Raw genomic sequence first — 14,799 nt, forward strand, 5'->3', positions numbered from 1 at the left:
GCGGACCGTGCGGTATCGCACGCTCAGTTCAAGAGAACGAACGTTCGTTTTAAGGAGGCGGAGATGCCCGCTCGGCTGTCTCGGATCCGCTCGCCCTGGCTGCTCGCCGCGCTGCTCGCCAGCCTGGCGGTGGTGGTGCAGGCGCTGCTCGTACCCCTCTTCGCGGCGCCGGCCGCCCACCTGGCGCCGCGCGACCTGCCGGTCGCCGTCGCCGGGCCGCCGCCCGCAACCGCCGAACTGGCCGACCGGCTCGCCGCCGCCCGGCCCGGCGGCTTCGCCGTGACCACGCTGCCGGACGGGGCCGCGGCCGACCGGGCGCTGCGCGACCGCGAGGTCTACGCCGCCTTCGTGGTCGGCCCGGACGGCGTGGCCCTGCACACCGCCCCGGCCGCGAGCCCGACCGTGGCCGCGCTGCTCACCGAGGCCGCCGCGCAGCTCTCCGCCGGCCGGCCGGTGCCGGTGGTGCAGCTCGTGCCGGCCGACCCGGACGACCCGCGCGGGGCCGGCTTCGCCGCCGGGTTCCTGCCGTTGGCGCTGACCAGCATGCTGGCCGGAGCGCTGCTCACCGTGCTGGTCGCCCGGCGCGGCGCGCGGCTGGCCGGCCTGCTCGGCTACGCCGTCCTGGCCGGCCTGGTCGGGGCCGCGGTCCTGCACGGCTGGCTCGGCGTCCTCGACGGCGACGTATGGCTCGAGGCGGCCGTGATGGGGCTGTTCGCGCTCGCCGCGGCGGGCACCGTGGCGGGCCTCGGTGCGCTGCTCGGCGGTGCCGGGCTCGGGCTCGGCGCGCTGCTGGTCTTCCTGGTCGGCAACCCGCTCTCCGCGGTCGGCGCGGCGCCCGAGCTGCTGCCGCAGCCCTGGGGCACGGTCGGGCAGTTCCTGCCGGTCGGCGCGGGCGGCACGCTGCTGCGCTCGGCCGCGTTCTTCGACGGCGCGGGCGCCGGCCGGCCGCTGACCGTGCTGGCCGGCTACGCGCTGGTCGGCCTCGCCCTGGTGCTTGTCGGCCGTCGGACCGTCGGGACCGGCGTGGGCAGCCCGGCGCCGGACGCGCGGCCGGCCGAGGTCACGGTATGACGGCACCTCGCCGGGCCGGCTACTACAGGACGTCGTTGATGGGGGAGGATGATCGGTGTGGAAGCTCTTCGACTGATCCTTCTCTACGTCCATCTGATCGGGTTCGCGATGCTGCTCGGCGGTGCGATCGCCCAGTACGTCAGCGGCCGGCTGCGGATCAACGCGGCCATGCTCTGGGGCTCGGTGATCGGGCTGCTGACCGGAATCGGTCTCTCCGCCCCGTTGCGCGACGGCGACGAGCCGGCACCGGCCAAGCTTGTTACCAAGTTGGTGCTCGCGCTGCTGATCTTTGTCATGGTCTTCTTCTCCCGTAAGCGGGAGTCCGTGAACCGCGGGCATTTCCTTGCGATCATCGGGTTGACGCTGGTCAACGCGGCGGTGGCGGTCTTCTGGCGGTAGCCCCGCGGCGCAGCGGGAGACCAGCGGAAACGGACGTTCGCGACACCTCTCCGGAGGGTCGCCGGCACGAAAGGTGATGTGCCCCACGCGTGGGTTACGTAGGGGTAACGACCGCTCAACAGTCGTGCACGATTGTCGGCCGGTGGGTGGGCGCGGGCGTACGCTCCCGTCCGTAACGTGGGACGCCGGCGGCACACCGCAGGCCGGCGCAAGGGCTGCCACCGCGCACGACGCGGTGTGCAATGGGAAGGAGACGTCTTGCGCTCTGTGCGTGGGATGCGGATCGCCTCCGCCATCGTGGCGGGTGGCCTCGTGCTGGGCGCCGCCGCATGTGGTGAGGCTCCCAAGGACGACAACAACGCCGGCGGCAACGGCGGCAAGAAGTTCACCGCCTGCATGGTGACCGACGTCGGTGGCATCGATGACAAGTCCTTCAACACCTCGGCCTGGAAGGGCCTGCAGGAGGCGAAGAAGGAGAACGACAACATCGACATCAAGAACGTCCAGTCGAAGGCCGAGGCGGACTACGAGGTCAACCTGACCGGGTTCGTCAACCAGAAGTGCGACTTCATCCTGGCCGTCGGTGGCCTGATGTCGGACGCCACCAAGAAGGCCGCCGAGGCGAACAAGAACCAGCAGTTCGCCATCGTGGACGCGAACCCGGGTGTCGACAACATCTACCCGATGCAGTTCGACACCGCGCAGGCCGCCTTCCAGGCCGGTTACCTGGCCGCCGGGCTGAGCAAGACCGGCAAGGTCGGCACCTACGGCGGTCTGCCGATCCCGCCGGTCACCATCTTCATGGACGGCTTCGCCGACGGCGTGGCGTACTACAACAAGGCCAAGAGCAAGAACGTCCAGGTCATCGGCTGGGACAAGGCCGCCCAGAAGGGCTCCTTCACCAACGACTTCGTCAAGCAGGACGAAGGCAAGAAGGTCTCCGACGCGCTGGTCGCCCAGGGCGCCGACATCATCATGCCGGTCGCCGGTGGCGCGGGCCTCGGCACCACCGCCGCCGCGCAGGCCTCCAACGGCAAGTACTCGGTCGTTTGGGTGGACGTCGACGGCTGCGAGAGCACCCCGAACTGCCCGGCGCTGGTCACCACGGTCGTCAAGAACATCCCGGACGCCGTCAAGGACGCCGTGCTGAAGGCCGCCAACGGCGAGAAGCTCCAGGCCAAGCCGGGCTTCGTCGGCACCCTGGCCAACAACGGCGTCTCGATCGCGCCGTACCACGACTTCGACAGCAAGGTCCCGGCGGACCTGAAGGCCGAGGTCGACAAGATCAAGGCGGACATCGCCGCCGGCACCATCACCGTCACCTCGAAGGCCCAGCCGACCAAGTGACCGCTCCGCCGACCGCCGCGGTGAGATCATCGGCCGCGGGGGCCGGCGGGCACCAGGTTTGACGATCCGGCCGCCTCGACCTGCGTGGGGAAGACCCCGCGCGACGTCGGGGCGGCCGGTCACCTTGATCCCCCACTGACCCCCACCCGGCGCGGTGGCGGCGCGGCAGTCGCTACGCTGCACCATCGCTCGCACTCCAGGAGGTTGCGCTGAGACTCGAACTGCGCGGCATCACCAAGCGGTTCGGTGATCTGGTCGCCAACGACCACATCGACCTGACGGTGGAGCCTGGAGAGATCCACGCCCTGCTCGGCGAGAACGGCGCCGGCAAGTCGACCCTGATGAACGTGCTCTACGGGCTCTACCAGCCCGACGAGGGCGAGATCCTGGTCGACGGCAAGCCGCTGAAGCTGAGGGGTCCGTCCGACGCGATCGCCGCCGGGATCGGCATGGTGCACCAGCACTTCATGCTGGTGCCGGTCTTCACCGTGGCCGAGAACGTGATGCTCGGCGCGGAGCAGGTCAAGGGGGCCTTCACCGGCTTCCTGGACCGTCGGCGGGCCCGGCGCGAGGTCGCCGAGGTCTCCGAGCGGTACAACCTCCGGGTCGACCCGGACGCGGTGATCGAGGACCTGCCGGTCGGCATCCAGCAGCGGGTGGAGATCGTCAAGGCGCTCACCCGCGACGTCGACCTGCTCATCCTCGACGAGCCGACCGCCGTGCTGACCCCGCAGGAGACCGAGGAACTGCTCACGGTCATGCGGTCGCTCAAGGAGGCCGGCAAGTCGATCGTCTTCATCACCCACAAGCTGGGCGAGGTCAAGGCGGTCGCCGACCGGATCACGGTGATCCGGCGCGGGAAGACGGTCGGCACCGCCGAGCCGAGCGCCAGCCGGGACGAGCTGGCCGCGCTGATGGTGGGCCGCAGCGTCCGGCTGACCGTGGACAAGAAGCCGGCCCAGCCGGGCAAGCCGATCCTCGAGGTGGCCGGCCTGGTCGTCGACGACGACCGGCAGGTCCGCGCGGTCGACGGCATCGACCTGACCGTGCACGCCGGTGAGGTGCTCGGCATCGCGGGTGTGCAGGGCAACGGGCAGACCGAGCTGATCGAGGCGATCATGGGCCTGCGCCCGGTGCTCGCCGGCTCGATCACCCTGGACGGCCAGGCCGTGCACGGCTGGACCACCAAGAAGGTGCTCCGCGCCGGCGTCGGGTACGTCCCGGAGGACCGCAGCGTCGACGGCCTGGTCAAGGAGTTCTCCGTCGCGGAGAACCTGGTGCTGGACATCTACGACCGGCCGCCCTTCGGCAAGGGCCTCTCGCTCAAGCCGGACGCCATCGCGAAGTCGGCGAAGGAGCGGATCGAGCAGTTCGACGTCCGCACCTCCTCGGCCGACGCGGCGGTCGGCACCCTGTCCGGCGGCAACCAGCAGAAGGTGATCGTGGCCCGGGAGCTGTCCCGGCCGCTGAAGCTCTTCATCGCCGCCCAGCCCACCCGGGGCGTGGACGTCGGCTCGATCGAGTTCATCCACAGCCGGGTCATCCGCGAGCGGGACATCGGCACCGCCGTCATGGTCGTCTCCAGCGAGCTGGACGAGGTGATCGGCCTGGCCGACCGGATCGCGGTGATGTACCGCGGCCGGATCATCGGCGTGGTCGGCCCGGACACCCCGCGCGAGGAGATCGGCCTGCTGATGGCCGGCATCACGCCGGACACCGCCACCACGACCACCGACGGCGCTGGCAACGAGGACGAGGCATGAGTAACCCCAACCCGGTCTCGGGCTCCCCGGACAAGGAGCCGGCGACCGAGGCGCAGGAGGCGCGGAGCGAGGCCCGGGCGACACCGGTCGCGCCCCCCGGCGACACCGAGCGGGCGGCGCCCGCCACCGCGACGAAGCAGCCCGCGGCCCCGGAGTCCCGCCCCTCGCTGGGCCGGCTCTTCCTGGACAACCTCTGGGCGGCCAACACGGTCACCGTGACCGTGCTCGCGGTGCTGCTGGCCATGCTGGTCGGCGCGGTGCTGATCATCGTCTCCGACCCGGAGGTGCTGGCCACCTACGGCTACATCACCGCCCGCCCGGCGGACGCGCTCAACGCCAGCTGGACCGTGGTCAGCGAGGCGTACGCGAACCTGTTCAAGGGCGCCATCTTCGACCCGGACGCGTCCGGCTTCACCGCCGCGCTCGGCCCGATCTCGGAGACGCTGACGTACACCGCGCCGCTGGTCTTCACCGGCCTGTCGGTGGCGCTCGCCTTCCGGGGCGGCCTGTTCAACATCGGCGCCCAGGGTCAGGCGACCATCGGCGTCATCCTCGCCGCCGTCGTCGGCTTCGCGCTTCCGCTGCCGCCCGGGGTGCACCTGCTGGTCGCGCTGATCGCCGGTGCGGCCGGCGGCGCGCTCTGGGGCTTCATCCCGGGCATCCTCAAGGCGCGCACCGGCGCCCACGAGGTGATCACCACGATCATGCTCAACTACGTCGCGGTCTACTTCCTGTCCTGGATCATCGTCCAGAACGGGGTGCAGAACCCGAACCGGTCGGACGCGATCAGCAAGCCGGTCGAGTCCTCCGCCCAGCTGCCCCGGCTGCTCGGCGACAACCTGCGGGTGCACGCCGGCATCCTGGTCGCGGTGCTGATCACCTGGTTCATCGCCTGGCTGCTGAACCGCTCGACGCTCGGCTTCGAGCTGCGCGCGGTCGGCGAGAACCCGGACGCCGCCCGGACCGCCGGCATCAGCGTCACCAAGACGTACGTGCTGGTCATGGCGATCGCGGGTCTGCTGGCCGGCCTCGGCGGGTCGAACATGGTGCTCGGCTCGACCGCGAACGCGCTCACCCCGCTGGTGATCGCACAGATCGGCTTCGACGGCATCCTGGTCGCGCTGCTCGGGCGGCTGAAGCCATGGGGCGTGCTGCTCGCCGCGCTGCTCTTCGGCGCGCTGCAGGCCGGCGGCAACCGGATGCAGTCGTACTCCGGGATCTCGCTGGAGCTGGTCACCGTGCTCCAGGCGCTGATCGTCATCTTCGTGGCCGCGCCGGCCCTGGTAAAGGCGATCTTCCAGCTGCGGGCCGCTCGCGCGGCCCGGTTGCAGACGAGCCTGGCGAAGGGCTGGTAAGGCAATGTCGACCATGGCTGTCCCCGACGTCGCCGTCACCGTCGACGAGGGCTTCTGGACGCGTACCCGCAAGGTCGGTGTCGTCCTGCTGGCGCTGGGCGTGCTCTCCGCCGTGCTGTTCGGCGCGCTCGCGACCGGCCAACAGGCCCGGTTCACCCTCAGCGAGACCGAGGGCGGCGCCGCCCTGGAGATCACCGGAACCGTCGGTGCGATCCTCTTCGGCGTCGTGGCCGCGGCGGCCGGGGGCGCGCTGCTCGCCGGCGTGCCGAAGCGCTGGCTCACCGTGCTGCTCGGTGTCGGGCTGGTCGCCTTCGTGCTCAGCTTCCTGTGCTGGCAGGTCTCCGCCGCCCCCGAGGGGCGCAACTTCATGCCGCTGGTCAACATTGTCCGGGGCACGTTCATCCTGGCCCTGCCGCTGATCTTCGGCGCGCTGTCCGGTGTGCTCTGCGAGCGGACCGGCGTGGTCAACGTGGCGATCGAGGGTCAGCTGCTGATGGGGGCGTTCAGCGGGGCGCTCTTCGGCAGCATCTACCAGAACGTCTGGGTGGGCCTGCTGGCCGCGGCGGTCGGCGGCGCGATCATCTCGCTGCTGCTCGCCGTCTTCGCGATCCGCTACCTGGTCGACCAGGTGGTCATGGGCACCGTGCTCAACCTGTTGGCGCTCGGGGTCACCGGCTTCCTCTACGAGCGGCTGATGCAGACCGACGCGACGAAGTACAACAGCGCGCCTCGGTTCGGCAACTGGGAGATCCCGCTGCTCAAGGACATCCCGCTGATCGGCCCGGCGCTGTTCCGGGGCAACATCTTCCTCTACCTCGGCCTGCTGCTGGTGCTGGTCATCCACCTCGCGCTGTTCCGTACCCGGTGGGGCCTGCGGACCCGGTCGGTGGGTGAGCACCCGACGGCCGCCGACACGCTCGGTGTGAAGGTGCTGCGGCTGCGCTACCGCAACGTGATCATGGCCGGCCTGGTGGCCGGCGTGGGCGGCGCCTCCTACACGCTGGCGCTCTACTCGTTCACCAAGAACATGATCGGCGGTAAGGGCTTCATCGCCCTGGCCGCGCTGATCTTCGGCCGGTGGAGCCCGACCGGTGCGCTGCTCGCGGCGCTCTTCTTCGGCTTCGCCGACCAGCTCGCCACCTACCTGGGGGCGATCGGCAGCAGCATCCCGAGCCAGTTCCTGGCGATGCTGCCCTACCTGGCGACGATCCTGGCGGTGGCCGGGCTCGTCGGCAGGGTCCGGGCGCCGGCCGCCGACGGCAAGCCGTACATCAAGGGCTGACCGCCCGCGACGCAGCGTGCCCGGCGGGGGAGATCTCGCCGGGCACGCCCGTCTCCGGCCGCCACCGCGACCGATCAGCGTGAATTGGGCAGAATGGGAGGCGTGATGGAGATCGACTGGGAGCGGCTGCGGGCCGCCGCCACCGAGGTCATGCGGCACGCGTACGCGCCCTACTCGAAGTTCCCGGTCGGGGCGGCCGCCCTGGTCGACGACGGCCGGGTGGTGGTCGGCTGCAACGTGGAGAACGCCGCGTACGGCGTGGTCCTCTGCGCCGAGTGCGGGGTGGTCTCCTCCCTGCACGCCACCGGCGGCGGCCGGATCGTCGCGCTGTCCTGCGTCGACGCCACCGGCGAGCCGCTCATGCCCTGCGGGCGCTGCCGACAGCTGCTCTGGGAGAACGGCGGCCCGGAGTGCCTGGTCGAGACGAAGGGCCGGCCGCTGCGGATGGCCGAGTTGCTGCCGCACGCGTTCGGCGTGGAGGACCTCGAGGCCGTGGTCGGCGAGACCCCGCTGCCGGTGGTGCCGGAGCGGCTGGCCGCCTGGCGGGGCCGGGGCACCGTCTTCGTGCACCCCGACCTCTCCGCCGGGCAGCAGGTCTGGACGGCGTACTGGGAGCGGTCGGCCGGGGACACCGAGGACGCCGAGACCGGCGTGCTGGAGGAGGGCCCGACCTGGGACGACCCGGCCGAGGCGATCACCTGGGGGCTGGCCCGGACGCCGCGTGTCGTCGTGGTGGACGCGTCGGGCACCATCTTCTGGGCCGGTGAGGGTGACCCGCCCCTGGAGATCCCGATCCGCTGGTCCGGTGCGTGAGCTTGGGGATCGCGGTTCGTGGCTCGGTTCCCCAACGACGAGGAAAGATCATTCAATGAGTGCATTCACGGCGGTTGACGTCATCCGGGCCAAGCGGGACGGGGGCGTGCTGAGCGACGGCCAGATCGACTGGGTGGTCGACGCGTACACCAGGGGGTTGGTGGCCGACGAGCAGATGTCGGCGCTGGCCATGGCGATCCTGCTGCGCGGCATGACCGCCCCGGAGATCGCCCGGTGGACCGCCGCGATGATCGCCAGCGGTGAGCGGCTGGACCTCTCGCCGGTGGCCCGGCCGACCGTGGACAAGCACTCCACCGGCGGCGTCGGCGACAAGATCACCCTGCCGCTGACGCCGCTGGTCGCGGCCTGCGGCGCGGCCGTGCCGCAGCTCAGCGGCCGGGGCCTCGGCCACACCGGCGGCACCCTGGACAAGCTGGAGTCGATCCCCGGCTGGCGGGCCGCGCTCGGCAACGACGAGTTCATCGCCCAGCTTCGCGACGTCGGCGCGGTGATCTGCGCGGCCGGCGACGGGCTGGCCCCGGCCGACCGCAAGCTGTACGCGCTGCGCGACGTGACCGGCACCGTCGAGGCCATCCCGCTGATCGCCAGCTCGATCATGAGCAAGAAGATCGCCGAGGGGACCGGGGCGCTGGTGCTCGACGTGAAGGTCGGCTCCGGCGCCTTCATGAAGAACGTCGACGACGCCCGCGAGCTGGCCCGGACCATGGTCGAGCTGGGCGGGGCGCACGGGGTGCGCACGGTCGCCCTGCTCACCGACATGTCCACTCCGCTCGGCCTGGCCATCGGCAACGCGGTCGAGGTGACCGAGTCGGTCGAGGTGCTGGCCGGCGGCGGCCCGGCCGACGTGGTGGAGCTGACCCTGGCGCTGGCCCGGGAGATGCTGGCCGTGGCCGGCCTGCCGGACGCCGACCCCGAGGCGGCGCTGCGGGACGGCCGGGCCATGGACGCCTGGCGCGCGATGATCCGGGCGCAGGGCGGCGACCCGGACGCCCCGATGCCGACGGCCGGCGAGGTCGAGGTGGTCACCGCGACCGAGGACGGCTACGTCGCCGAGATCGACGCGTACGCCATGGGCGTGGCCGCCTGGCGGCTGGGCGCCGGCCGGGCGCGCAAGGAGGACCCGGTGAGCATCCCGGCCGGCGTGGTGCTGCACAAGCGCCCCGGCGACCCGGTGCGCGCCGGCGAGCCGCTGTACGAGTTGCGCGCCGAGCACGCCGAGCGGATCCCGGCCGCGCTGGCCGAGGCGGAGCGGGCGGTGCGGATCGCGCCGGCCGCCCCCGCCGCGAAGCCGCTGGTGATCGAGCGGATCGGCTGAGCTTTCCCGGTCATGGTGCGGTGCCGACCGAGCCGCTATTCTCGCAGGCCAAGGGGGACCGACCGGCGATGAGCCGTTGCGAGCAGACAGGGACCTGAGCCGTGCGCGTACCCGCCCCCGACCCCCGGGCCGTTCGTGAGGCGAGCCTCGACGAGCTGTCCCGGCTGGGTCTCCCGTTGCCGCCCCCGCAGTTTCCGCTGGTCTGGGAGCCGGGGGACGAGATCGAGCTGCGTCCCACCCCGGACATCGAGGCCCGGATCGCGGTGCTGCACGTGATCCTGGCCCGCTGCTTCGGGATGCCCGCGCGGGCCGCGATGAGCTGGCTGCTGGAGTCGCACCTGGTCGAGATGGTGACCCCGCCGGAGTGGCAGTTCGTGATGGGCGGCAAGGGCGACCACCGGTCGTTCGTGCTGCACCACGACGCGCTCTTCTCGCTGGCCTGGGTGCTCGGGCTGGCCAAGGAGCTGGACCCGACGGTGCCGGTGGACGAGCGGCTGGTCGAGCGGATGCCGAACCTGGTGACCGGGGAGACCTTCGGCCAGTGGCGGGCCCGGATCCTGGCCGCCCCGCAGCATCCGGCCGACGCGGCCGCCCTGCTCGACCTGCACTACTGCCTGGACTGGGCGTACCTGGAGTCGGAGGAGGCCGGGCTGGCGCTGCCCGGGCTGGTGGACGCGAACGCCATCGGGCAGCGCCGGTGGGCGCTGGAGTGGGCGGTGGTGCTGCGCGGGCCGTACCACGACGACCCGCCGGGCTGGGAAGAGGTCGACCTCTCCACCTGACCGCTGGGGTGGTCAGCGGGGCCGGTGCACGCCGAGCCGCACGGCGAGGGTCACCGGCACCGGCTCGGGCAGCGCGGCGATCCGCTCGGCGAGGTGGGCCGGGTCGGCGTGCCAGGCGCTGGGGCCCATCCCGACCAGGGTGGCCACCTCGGTCCGGCTGAGTTCCAGCCGGACCCGGTGCTCGGCCGCCGACTCCTCGGTGAACTGCCCGCTCAGGCTGCCGGCGACCCGGTCCGCCTTGGCCGGGTCGACCCGCAGCAGGTCGAGCGCCTCGACCAGTTCGGTGAGGTGGTCGGCGGCCGGGGTGACCACCAGCAGCGCGCCGGTCGGGTGGAGCACCCGGTGGAACTCGGGGCCGTTGCGGGGCGCGAAGACGTTGAGCAGCACGGCCGCGGACCGGTCGGCCAGCGGCAGCCGCTGCCAGGTGTCGGCGAGCGCCGCGGCGGCGCGCGGGTGGGCGCGGGCCGCGCGGCGCAGCGCCGGCTTGGCCACGTCCAGGGCCAGGCCGACGGCGTCCGGCAGCGCCGCCAGCACCGCCGCGAGGTACCACCCGGTCCCGGCGCCGGCGTCCACCACCAGGGGGTACGCGTCGCGACAGGAGCCGGACACGATCTGGCGGGCGGTCGCGGCGAGCGCGGCGGCGACGGGTTCGTAGTGGCCGGCGGCCAGGAAGTCGGCGCGGGCGGCGACCATCTCGGCGGTGTCCCCGGTGTGCGGGGCGCCGCCGGCGAGCAGGTTGACGTAACCCTGGCGGGCGACGTCGAAGCTGTGCCGGCGCGGGCAGCGCAGCGCTTGGGCGGTGCCGGCGGTGGTCTCGGCCAGCGGCTCGGCGCAGACCGGGCAGCGCAGCCGGTCGAGGATGCGGTGGTCCACGTCAGCCCTCCGGTGTGGTCCGGCGGCCGGACAGGCGGTCGACCACCCGCTGGGTCAGCGCGCCGAGCGCGTCGATCTCCTCCGGGGTCAACAGGTCGATGAGGTGTCGCCGGACCGCGGCGACGTGGCCCGGGGCGGCGGCCTCGATGGCAGCCCGGCCGGCCGGGGTGAGCACGACGACCGAGCCGCGGCCGTCCGAGGGACATTCTTCCCGGCCGACCAGGCCGCGCTGCTGCATCCGGGCCAGATGGTGGGACAGCCGGCTGCGCGACCAGAGCATCCGGTCGGCCAGCTCGCTGAGCCGCAGCCGCTGGTCGGGCGTCTCGGAGAGGTCGGAGAGGACGTCGTAGTCCGGCTCGGAGAGGCCGGCGTCCTGCATCAGCTCCCGGGCCAGCTCCAGGTCGAGCAGGCGGCGCATCCGGCGGTAGCCGCGCCAGGCCCTGTTCTCGCGCGCATCCAGCCAGCGTGGGGCGTCCATGTGCCGAGCCTAACCGACTTGTTGACATGTCACCAAACCCGCTCTACGGTCGATGACATGTCAACCACATTGCCGACGCGGCTCGTGCGGCTCCTCGCCGGCCTGGCCCTCTTCGGCGCCAGCGTGGCGCTGATGGTCCGTGCGGATCTCGGCCTGTCCTCCTGGGACGTGCTGCACCAGGGCCTTGCCGCCCGAACCGGTCTGCCGCTCGGGTGGGTCGTCAACGGCGTGGCGCTGCTGGTCCTGCTGCTCTGGTTTCCGCTGCGCCAGCGGCCCGGCGTCGGGACGGTGGCCAACGTCGCGCTGGTCGGCCTGGCGCTCGACGCGGTGCTGGCCGTACTGCCGCCGCTGTCCGCGCTTCCCGCCCGGATCGGCCTGCTGCTCCTCGGCGTGCTGCTCAACGGGGTTGCCACCGGCCTCTACCTCGGCGCCCGCCTCGGGCCCGGGCCTCGGGACGGCCTGATGACCGGCCTCGCCGCGCGCGGTCTGCCCATCGGCCGGGTCCGCACCCTGATCGAGCTGGCGGTGCTCGCCGTCGGCTGGCTGCTCGGGGGCACGGTCGGTCCCGGCACCCTGCTGTACGCGTTGGCCATCGGGCCGCTCGCCCAGTTCCTCATCCCCCGACTCGCCGTGCCGGTCCCCGGCCGGCCCGCCCCGACAGGAGTGACCCCGCCATGCCCCGCCTGAACGTGATCGTCGCCAGCACCCGACCCGGCCGGGTGGGCCGCCGGATCGGTGACTGGTTCACCGCGGCCGCCGTCCGCCACGGCGCCTTCGACGAAGTACGCCTGGTCGACCTCGCCGAGGTCGGGTTGCCGTTCCACGACGAGCCGCACCACCCGTCCGAGGGGATCTACCTGCACGAGCACACCCGGTCATGGAGCGCGACCACCGCGGCCGCGGACGCCTTCGTGCTGGTGATGCCGGAGTACAACTACGGCTTCAGCGCGCCGCTGAAGAACGCGATCGACTACCTCTACGACGAGTGGCGGCACAAGCCGGTGGGCTTCGTCAGCTACGGCATGACATCCGGGGGCCTGCGGGCGGTGCAGATGATCAAGCAGGTGGTGACCACGTTGAACATGGTGCCGGTCAACGAGGCGGTGACGATCTTCCTGCGGCAGGCGCTGGACGACGCGGGCGAACTGCGGCCCGATCCCGGGCGGGACGAGGCGGCGGACCTGATGCTCGACCAGCTCGCCCGGCTGGCCGTGGCGCTCGCCCCGCTGCGGGCGGTGGCGGCGTGACCGCCCGGCTCTGGGAGCTCTTCGGCGAGCGGGGGCGCGGGGTGCTGGTCACCCTGCGCCGGGACGGCCGGCCGCAGCTCTCCAACGTCGACTACCTGGCCGAGCCGGGGCTGATCCGCTGCTCCACCACCGGCGACCGGGCGAAGGTGCGCAACCTGCTGCGCGACCCGCGGGCCAGCTTCCACGTCAGCACACCTGACGGCGGGGCGTACGCGGTGGCCGAGGGGCGGGTGGCCGTCACCCCGCCGGCCGCGGCGGCCGACGACGCCACGGTCGAGGAACTCGTCGAGGTCTACCGGCGGATCCGGGGCGAGCACCCGGACTGGGCGGACTACCGGGCGGCCATGGTGGCCGACGGCCGGCTGGTGCTCCGCCTCACGGTCGAGCGGGTGTACGGCTGGCGGCCGTGAGCCGGCCCGGTCCGGTGCCGTGCCGCGGCCCTCGGTGACTAGGGTCGGTGCATGGCAATCTCGTACGAGGACATCGTCAAGGTCCCGAAGGCGCTGCTGCACGACCACCTCGACGGCGGTCTGCGGCCCGCGACGATCGTCGAGCTGGCTGCCGAGGCCGGCCACGAGCTGCCCACCACCGACCCCGAGGCGCTGGGCCGCTGGTTCGCCGAGGCGGCGAACTCCGGTTCGCTGGAGCGCTACCTGGAGACGTTCGCGCACACCGTGGCGGTCATGCAGACCGGGCCCGCGCTGCGTCGGGTGGCCCGCGAGTGCGCGCTCGACCTGGCCGCCGACGGGGTGGTCTACGCCGAGGTCCGGTTCGCTCCTGAGCAGCACCTGGAGCAGAACCTGACCCTGGACGAGGTGGTCGACGCGGTGGTCACCGGCTTCCGGGAGGGCAGCGCCCTGGCGGCCGAGGCGGGCACCCCGATCCGGGTCGGCACGCTGCTCACCGCGATGCGGCACGCGGCCCGCTCGCAGGAGATCGCCGAGCTGGCCGTCCGCCACCGGGACACCGGGGCGGTCGGCTTCGACATCGCCGGAGCGGAGGCGGGCTTCCCGCCCACCCGGCACCTGGACGCCTTCGAGTACCTCCAGCGGGAGAACTTCCACTTCACCATCCACGCCGGCGAGGCGTTCGGGCTGCCGTCGATCTGGCAGGCGATCCAGTGGTGCGGCGCGGACCGGCTGGGGCACGGCGTCCGGATCGTCGACGACATCACGCCGGGGAACCCGCCGATGCTGGGCCGGCTGGCCGCGTACGTCCGGGACAAGCGGATCCCGCTGGAGCTGTGCCCCTCCTCGAACGTGCAGACCGGGGCGGCCGCGTCGATCGCCGACCACCCGATCGGGCTGCTGCGCGACCTGCGCTTCCGGGTGACGGTGAACACCGACAACCGGCTGATGAGCGGCACCTCGATGTCCCGGGAGATGGCCCTGCTGGTGGACGCCTTCGGCTACGGCTGGAAGGAACTCCAGTGGTTCACCATCAACGCCATGAAGAGCGCCTTCATCCCGTTCGACGAGCGGCTGAAGATCATCGACGAGGTGATCAAGCCGGCGTACGCCAAGCTGATCGGCTGATCACGGCTGCCGCGGGTGGTCGGCCAGCAGGGCGGCCACCCGGCGCAGCACCTGCCCGGCCCGGGCCGCCTCGGCGCCCAGCCCGGTCTGCCGGCGCAGCACCGCCGGCTCGGCCCGCAGCAGCGCCACCCCGCGCCGGATCAGCACCCGGGGCGCCTTGCGCTGCTCGGCCAGGTCGCGGGCGAGCCGTCGGACGAAGGTCGCGCCACGCGGGCGGCGCAGCGCGTACGCCCCGGCGAGCAGCCCCCGGCGGCGGCACTCCGCGACGATCTCGGCGGCGAAGATCCCTTCGGCGACGAAAAGTGGCGATCCGTCGACGTCGAATGGCCGGGTGGCCACCCGCCGGTCCGCGCCGATCGCATAAACCGGCACTTCGGCCTTGCCCTCCCGGGCCAGTCGGGCGATTGTTTCCACCGCTGTTTCCGCATCCCAGGACAGCGGGGACTCCCAGTCCACCGCGCCGTTCCGACGCGGCAACGTAGGGTCATCGCCGTCCTTGTAGAAGTCATCGAGGCAGA

General features: G+C 72.5%; 16 protein-coding genes. 13 read left to right on the forward strand and 3 right to left on the reverse strand.

The annotated features are described in order from the left end of the window. Window positions 1–63: 63 nt before the first annotated feature. The 9 genes from AB0F68_RS10655 (at window position 64) to AB0F68_RS10695 (ending at window position 10,148) form a co-directional block, all read left to right on the forward strand. Entirely contained in the window at window positions 64–1,071 is a 1,008-nt protein-coding gene (locus AB0F68_RS10655) for a hypothetical protein (protein WP_357334986.1), read from the forward strand. A gap of 57 nt (window positions 1,072–1,128) precedes the next feature. After that, on the forward strand, window positions 1,129–1,470 hold the full coding sequence (locus AB0F68_RS10660) for a hypothetical protein (RefSeq protein WP_091261434.1): 342 nt from the start codon (window positions 1,129–1,131) through the stop codon (window positions 1,468–1,470). A gap of 276 nt (window positions 1,471–1,746) precedes the next feature. Further along, on the forward strand, window positions 1,747–2,817 hold the full coding sequence (locus tag AB0F68_RS10665; protein WP_357335369.1) for a BMP family ABC transporter substrate-binding protein: 1,071 nt from the start codon (window positions 1,747–1,749) through the stop codon (window positions 2,815–2,817). A gap of 269 nt (window positions 2,818–3,086) precedes the next feature. Then, complete coding sequence (locus AB0F68_RS10670; RefSeq protein ID WP_357335371.1) at window positions 3,087–4,580, forward strand: ABC transporter ATP-binding protein; 1,494 nt, start codon at window positions 3,087–3,089, stop codon at window positions 4,578–4,580. Then, window positions 4,577–5,935 carry an ABC transporter permease gene (locus AB0F68_RS10675; RefSeq protein WP_357334992.1) on the forward strand — a complete coding sequence of 453 codons (1,359 nt, stop codon included), beginning with the start codon at window positions 4,577–4,579 and terminating at the stop codon, window positions 5,933–5,935. The genes AB0F68_RS10670 and AB0F68_RS10675 overlap by 4 nt, the downstream gene beginning before the upstream one ends. A gap of 4 nt (window positions 5,936–5,939) precedes the next feature. Continuing rightward, the gene (locus tag AB0F68_RS10680) at window positions 5,940–7,217 is read left to right on the forward strand and encodes an ABC transporter permease (protein WP_357334995.1); all 1,278 of its coding nucleotides are present in this window, start codon (window positions 5,940–5,942) and stop codon (window positions 7,215–7,217) included. A 93-nt stretch (window positions 7,218–7,310) separates the two neighbouring features. Further along, entirely contained in the window at window positions 7,311–8,030 is a 720-nt protein-coding gene (locus tag AB0F68_RS10685; RefSeq protein ID WP_357334998.1) for a cytidine deaminase, read from the forward strand. A gap of 55 nt (window positions 8,031–8,085) precedes the next feature. Beyond that, complete coding sequence (locus AB0F68_RS10690) at window positions 8,086–9,366, forward strand: thymidine phosphorylase (protein ID WP_357335001.1); 1,281 nt, start codon at window positions 8,086–8,088, stop codon at window positions 9,364–9,366. Between the two features lie 101 nt (window positions 9,367–9,467). Beyond that, window positions 9,468–10,148, forward strand: coding sequence for a DUF4272 domain-containing protein (locus tag AB0F68_RS10695; protein WP_357335004.1), 681 nt, complete (start codon window positions 9,468–9,470; stop codon window positions 10,146–10,148). Window positions 10,149–10,160: 12 nt separating this feature from the next. Here the strand turns inward: AB0F68_RS10695 and AB0F68_RS10700 are convergent, their stop codons facing one another. Together AB0F68_RS10700 and AB0F68_RS10705 are read right to left on the reverse strand one after the other, a co-directional pair. After that, window positions 10,161–11,021, reverse strand: a complete 861-nt coding sequence (locus tag AB0F68_RS10700; RefSeq protein ID WP_357335006.1) for a putative RNA methyltransferase — start codon at window positions 11,019–11,021, stop codon at window positions 10,161–10,163. A gap of 1 nt (window position 11,022) precedes the next feature. Beyond that, the gene (locus AB0F68_RS10705; protein ID WP_357335008.1) at window positions 11,023–11,499 is read right to left on the reverse strand and encodes a MarR family transcriptional regulator; all 477 of its coding nucleotides are present in this window, start codon (window positions 11,497–11,499) and stop codon (window positions 11,023–11,025) included. Window positions 11,500–11,556: 57 nt separating this feature from the next. Between AB0F68_RS10705 and AB0F68_RS10710 the strand changes: the two genes are divergently transcribed. From AB0F68_RS10710 to AB0F68_RS10725, 4 genes are read left to right on the forward strand one after another with little or no spacing between them, the layout of a single operon-like run. Continuing rightward, window positions 11,557–12,186 (forward strand): hypothetical protein, encoded by a 630-nt coding sequence (locus AB0F68_RS10710; RefSeq protein ID WP_357335010.1) that lies wholly within the window; start codon window positions 11,557–11,559, stop codon window positions 12,184–12,186. Beyond that, complete coding sequence (locus AB0F68_RS10715) at window positions 12,174–12,746, forward strand: NAD(P)H-dependent oxidoreductase (protein ID WP_357335012.1); 573 nt, start codon at window positions 12,174–12,176, stop codon at window positions 12,744–12,746. Before AB0F68_RS10710 ends, AB0F68_RS10715 begins: the two co-directional genes overlap by 13 nt. Then, window positions 12,743–13,156, forward strand: coding sequence for a PPOX class F420-dependent oxidoreductase (locus AB0F68_RS10720; RefSeq protein WP_357335014.1), 414 nt, complete (start codon window positions 12,743–12,745; stop codon window positions 13,154–13,156). Before AB0F68_RS10715 ends, AB0F68_RS10720 begins: the two co-directional genes overlap by 4 nt. A 51-nt stretch (window positions 13,157–13,207) precedes the next feature. Next, the gene (locus tag AB0F68_RS10725) at window positions 13,208–14,281 is read left to right on the forward strand and encodes an adenosine deaminase (protein ID WP_357335020.1); all 1,074 of its coding nucleotides are present in this window, start codon (window positions 13,208–13,210) and stop codon (window positions 14,279–14,281) included. Here the strand turns inward: AB0F68_RS10725 and AB0F68_RS10730 are convergent, their stop codons facing one another. Next, on the reverse strand, window positions 14,282–14,695 hold the full coding sequence (locus AB0F68_RS10730; RefSeq protein ID WP_357335022.1) for a hypothetical protein: 414 nt from the start codon (window positions 14,693–14,695) through the stop codon (window positions 14,282–14,284). Between the last annotated feature and the right edge of the window lie 104 nt (window positions 14,696–14,799).

The sequence above is a fragment of the Micromonospora sp. NPDC023966 genome (genome assembly GCF_040639095.1).
Classification (GTDB): domain Bacteria; phylum Actinomycetota; class Actinomycetes; order Mycobacteriales; family Micromonosporaceae; genus Micromonospora.

Bases quoted from the DNA above. Each gene is read 5' to 3' on its own strand.
- AB0F68_RS10655 (WP_357334986.1), top strand. From the start codon at position 64: ATGCCCGCTCGGCTGTCTCGGATCCGCTCGCCCTGGCTGCTCGCCGCG.
- AB0F68_RS10685 (WP_357334998.1), top strand. From the start codon at position 7,311: ATGGGAGGCGTGATGGAGATCGACTGGGAGCGGCTGCGGGCCGCCGCC.
- AB0F68_RS10665 (WP_357335369.1), top strand. From the start codon at position 1,747: ATGCGGATCGCCTCCGCCATCGTGGCGGGTGGCCTCGTGCTGGGCGCC.
- AB0F68_RS10690 (WP_357335001.1), top strand. From the start codon at position 8,086: ATGAGTGCATTCACGGCGGTTGACGTCATCCGGGCCAAGCGGGACGGG.
- AB0F68_RS10680 (WP_357334995.1), top strand. From the start codon at position 5,940: ATGTCGACCATGGCTGTCCCCGACGTCGCCGTCACCGTCGACGAGGGC.
- AB0F68_RS10715 (WP_357335012.1), top strand. From the start codon at position 12,174: ATGCCCCGCCTGAACGTGATCGTCGCCAGCACCCGACCCGGCCGGGTG.
- AB0F68_RS10705 (WP_357335008.1), bottom strand. From the start codon at position 11,499: ATGGACGCCCCACGCTGGCTGGATGCGCGCGAGAACAGGGCCTGGCGC.
- AB0F68_RS10725 (WP_357335020.1), top strand. From the start codon at position 13,208: ATGGCAATCTCGTACGAGGACATCGTCAAGGTCCCGAAGGCGCTGCTG.
- AB0F68_RS10710 (WP_357335010.1), top strand. From the start codon at position 11,557: ATGTCAACCACATTGCCGACGCGGCTCGTGCGGCTCCTCGCCGGCCTG.
- AB0F68_RS10675 (WP_357334992.1), top strand. From the start codon at position 4,577: ATGAGTAACCCCAACCCGGTCTCGGGCTCCCCGGACAAGGAGCCGGCG.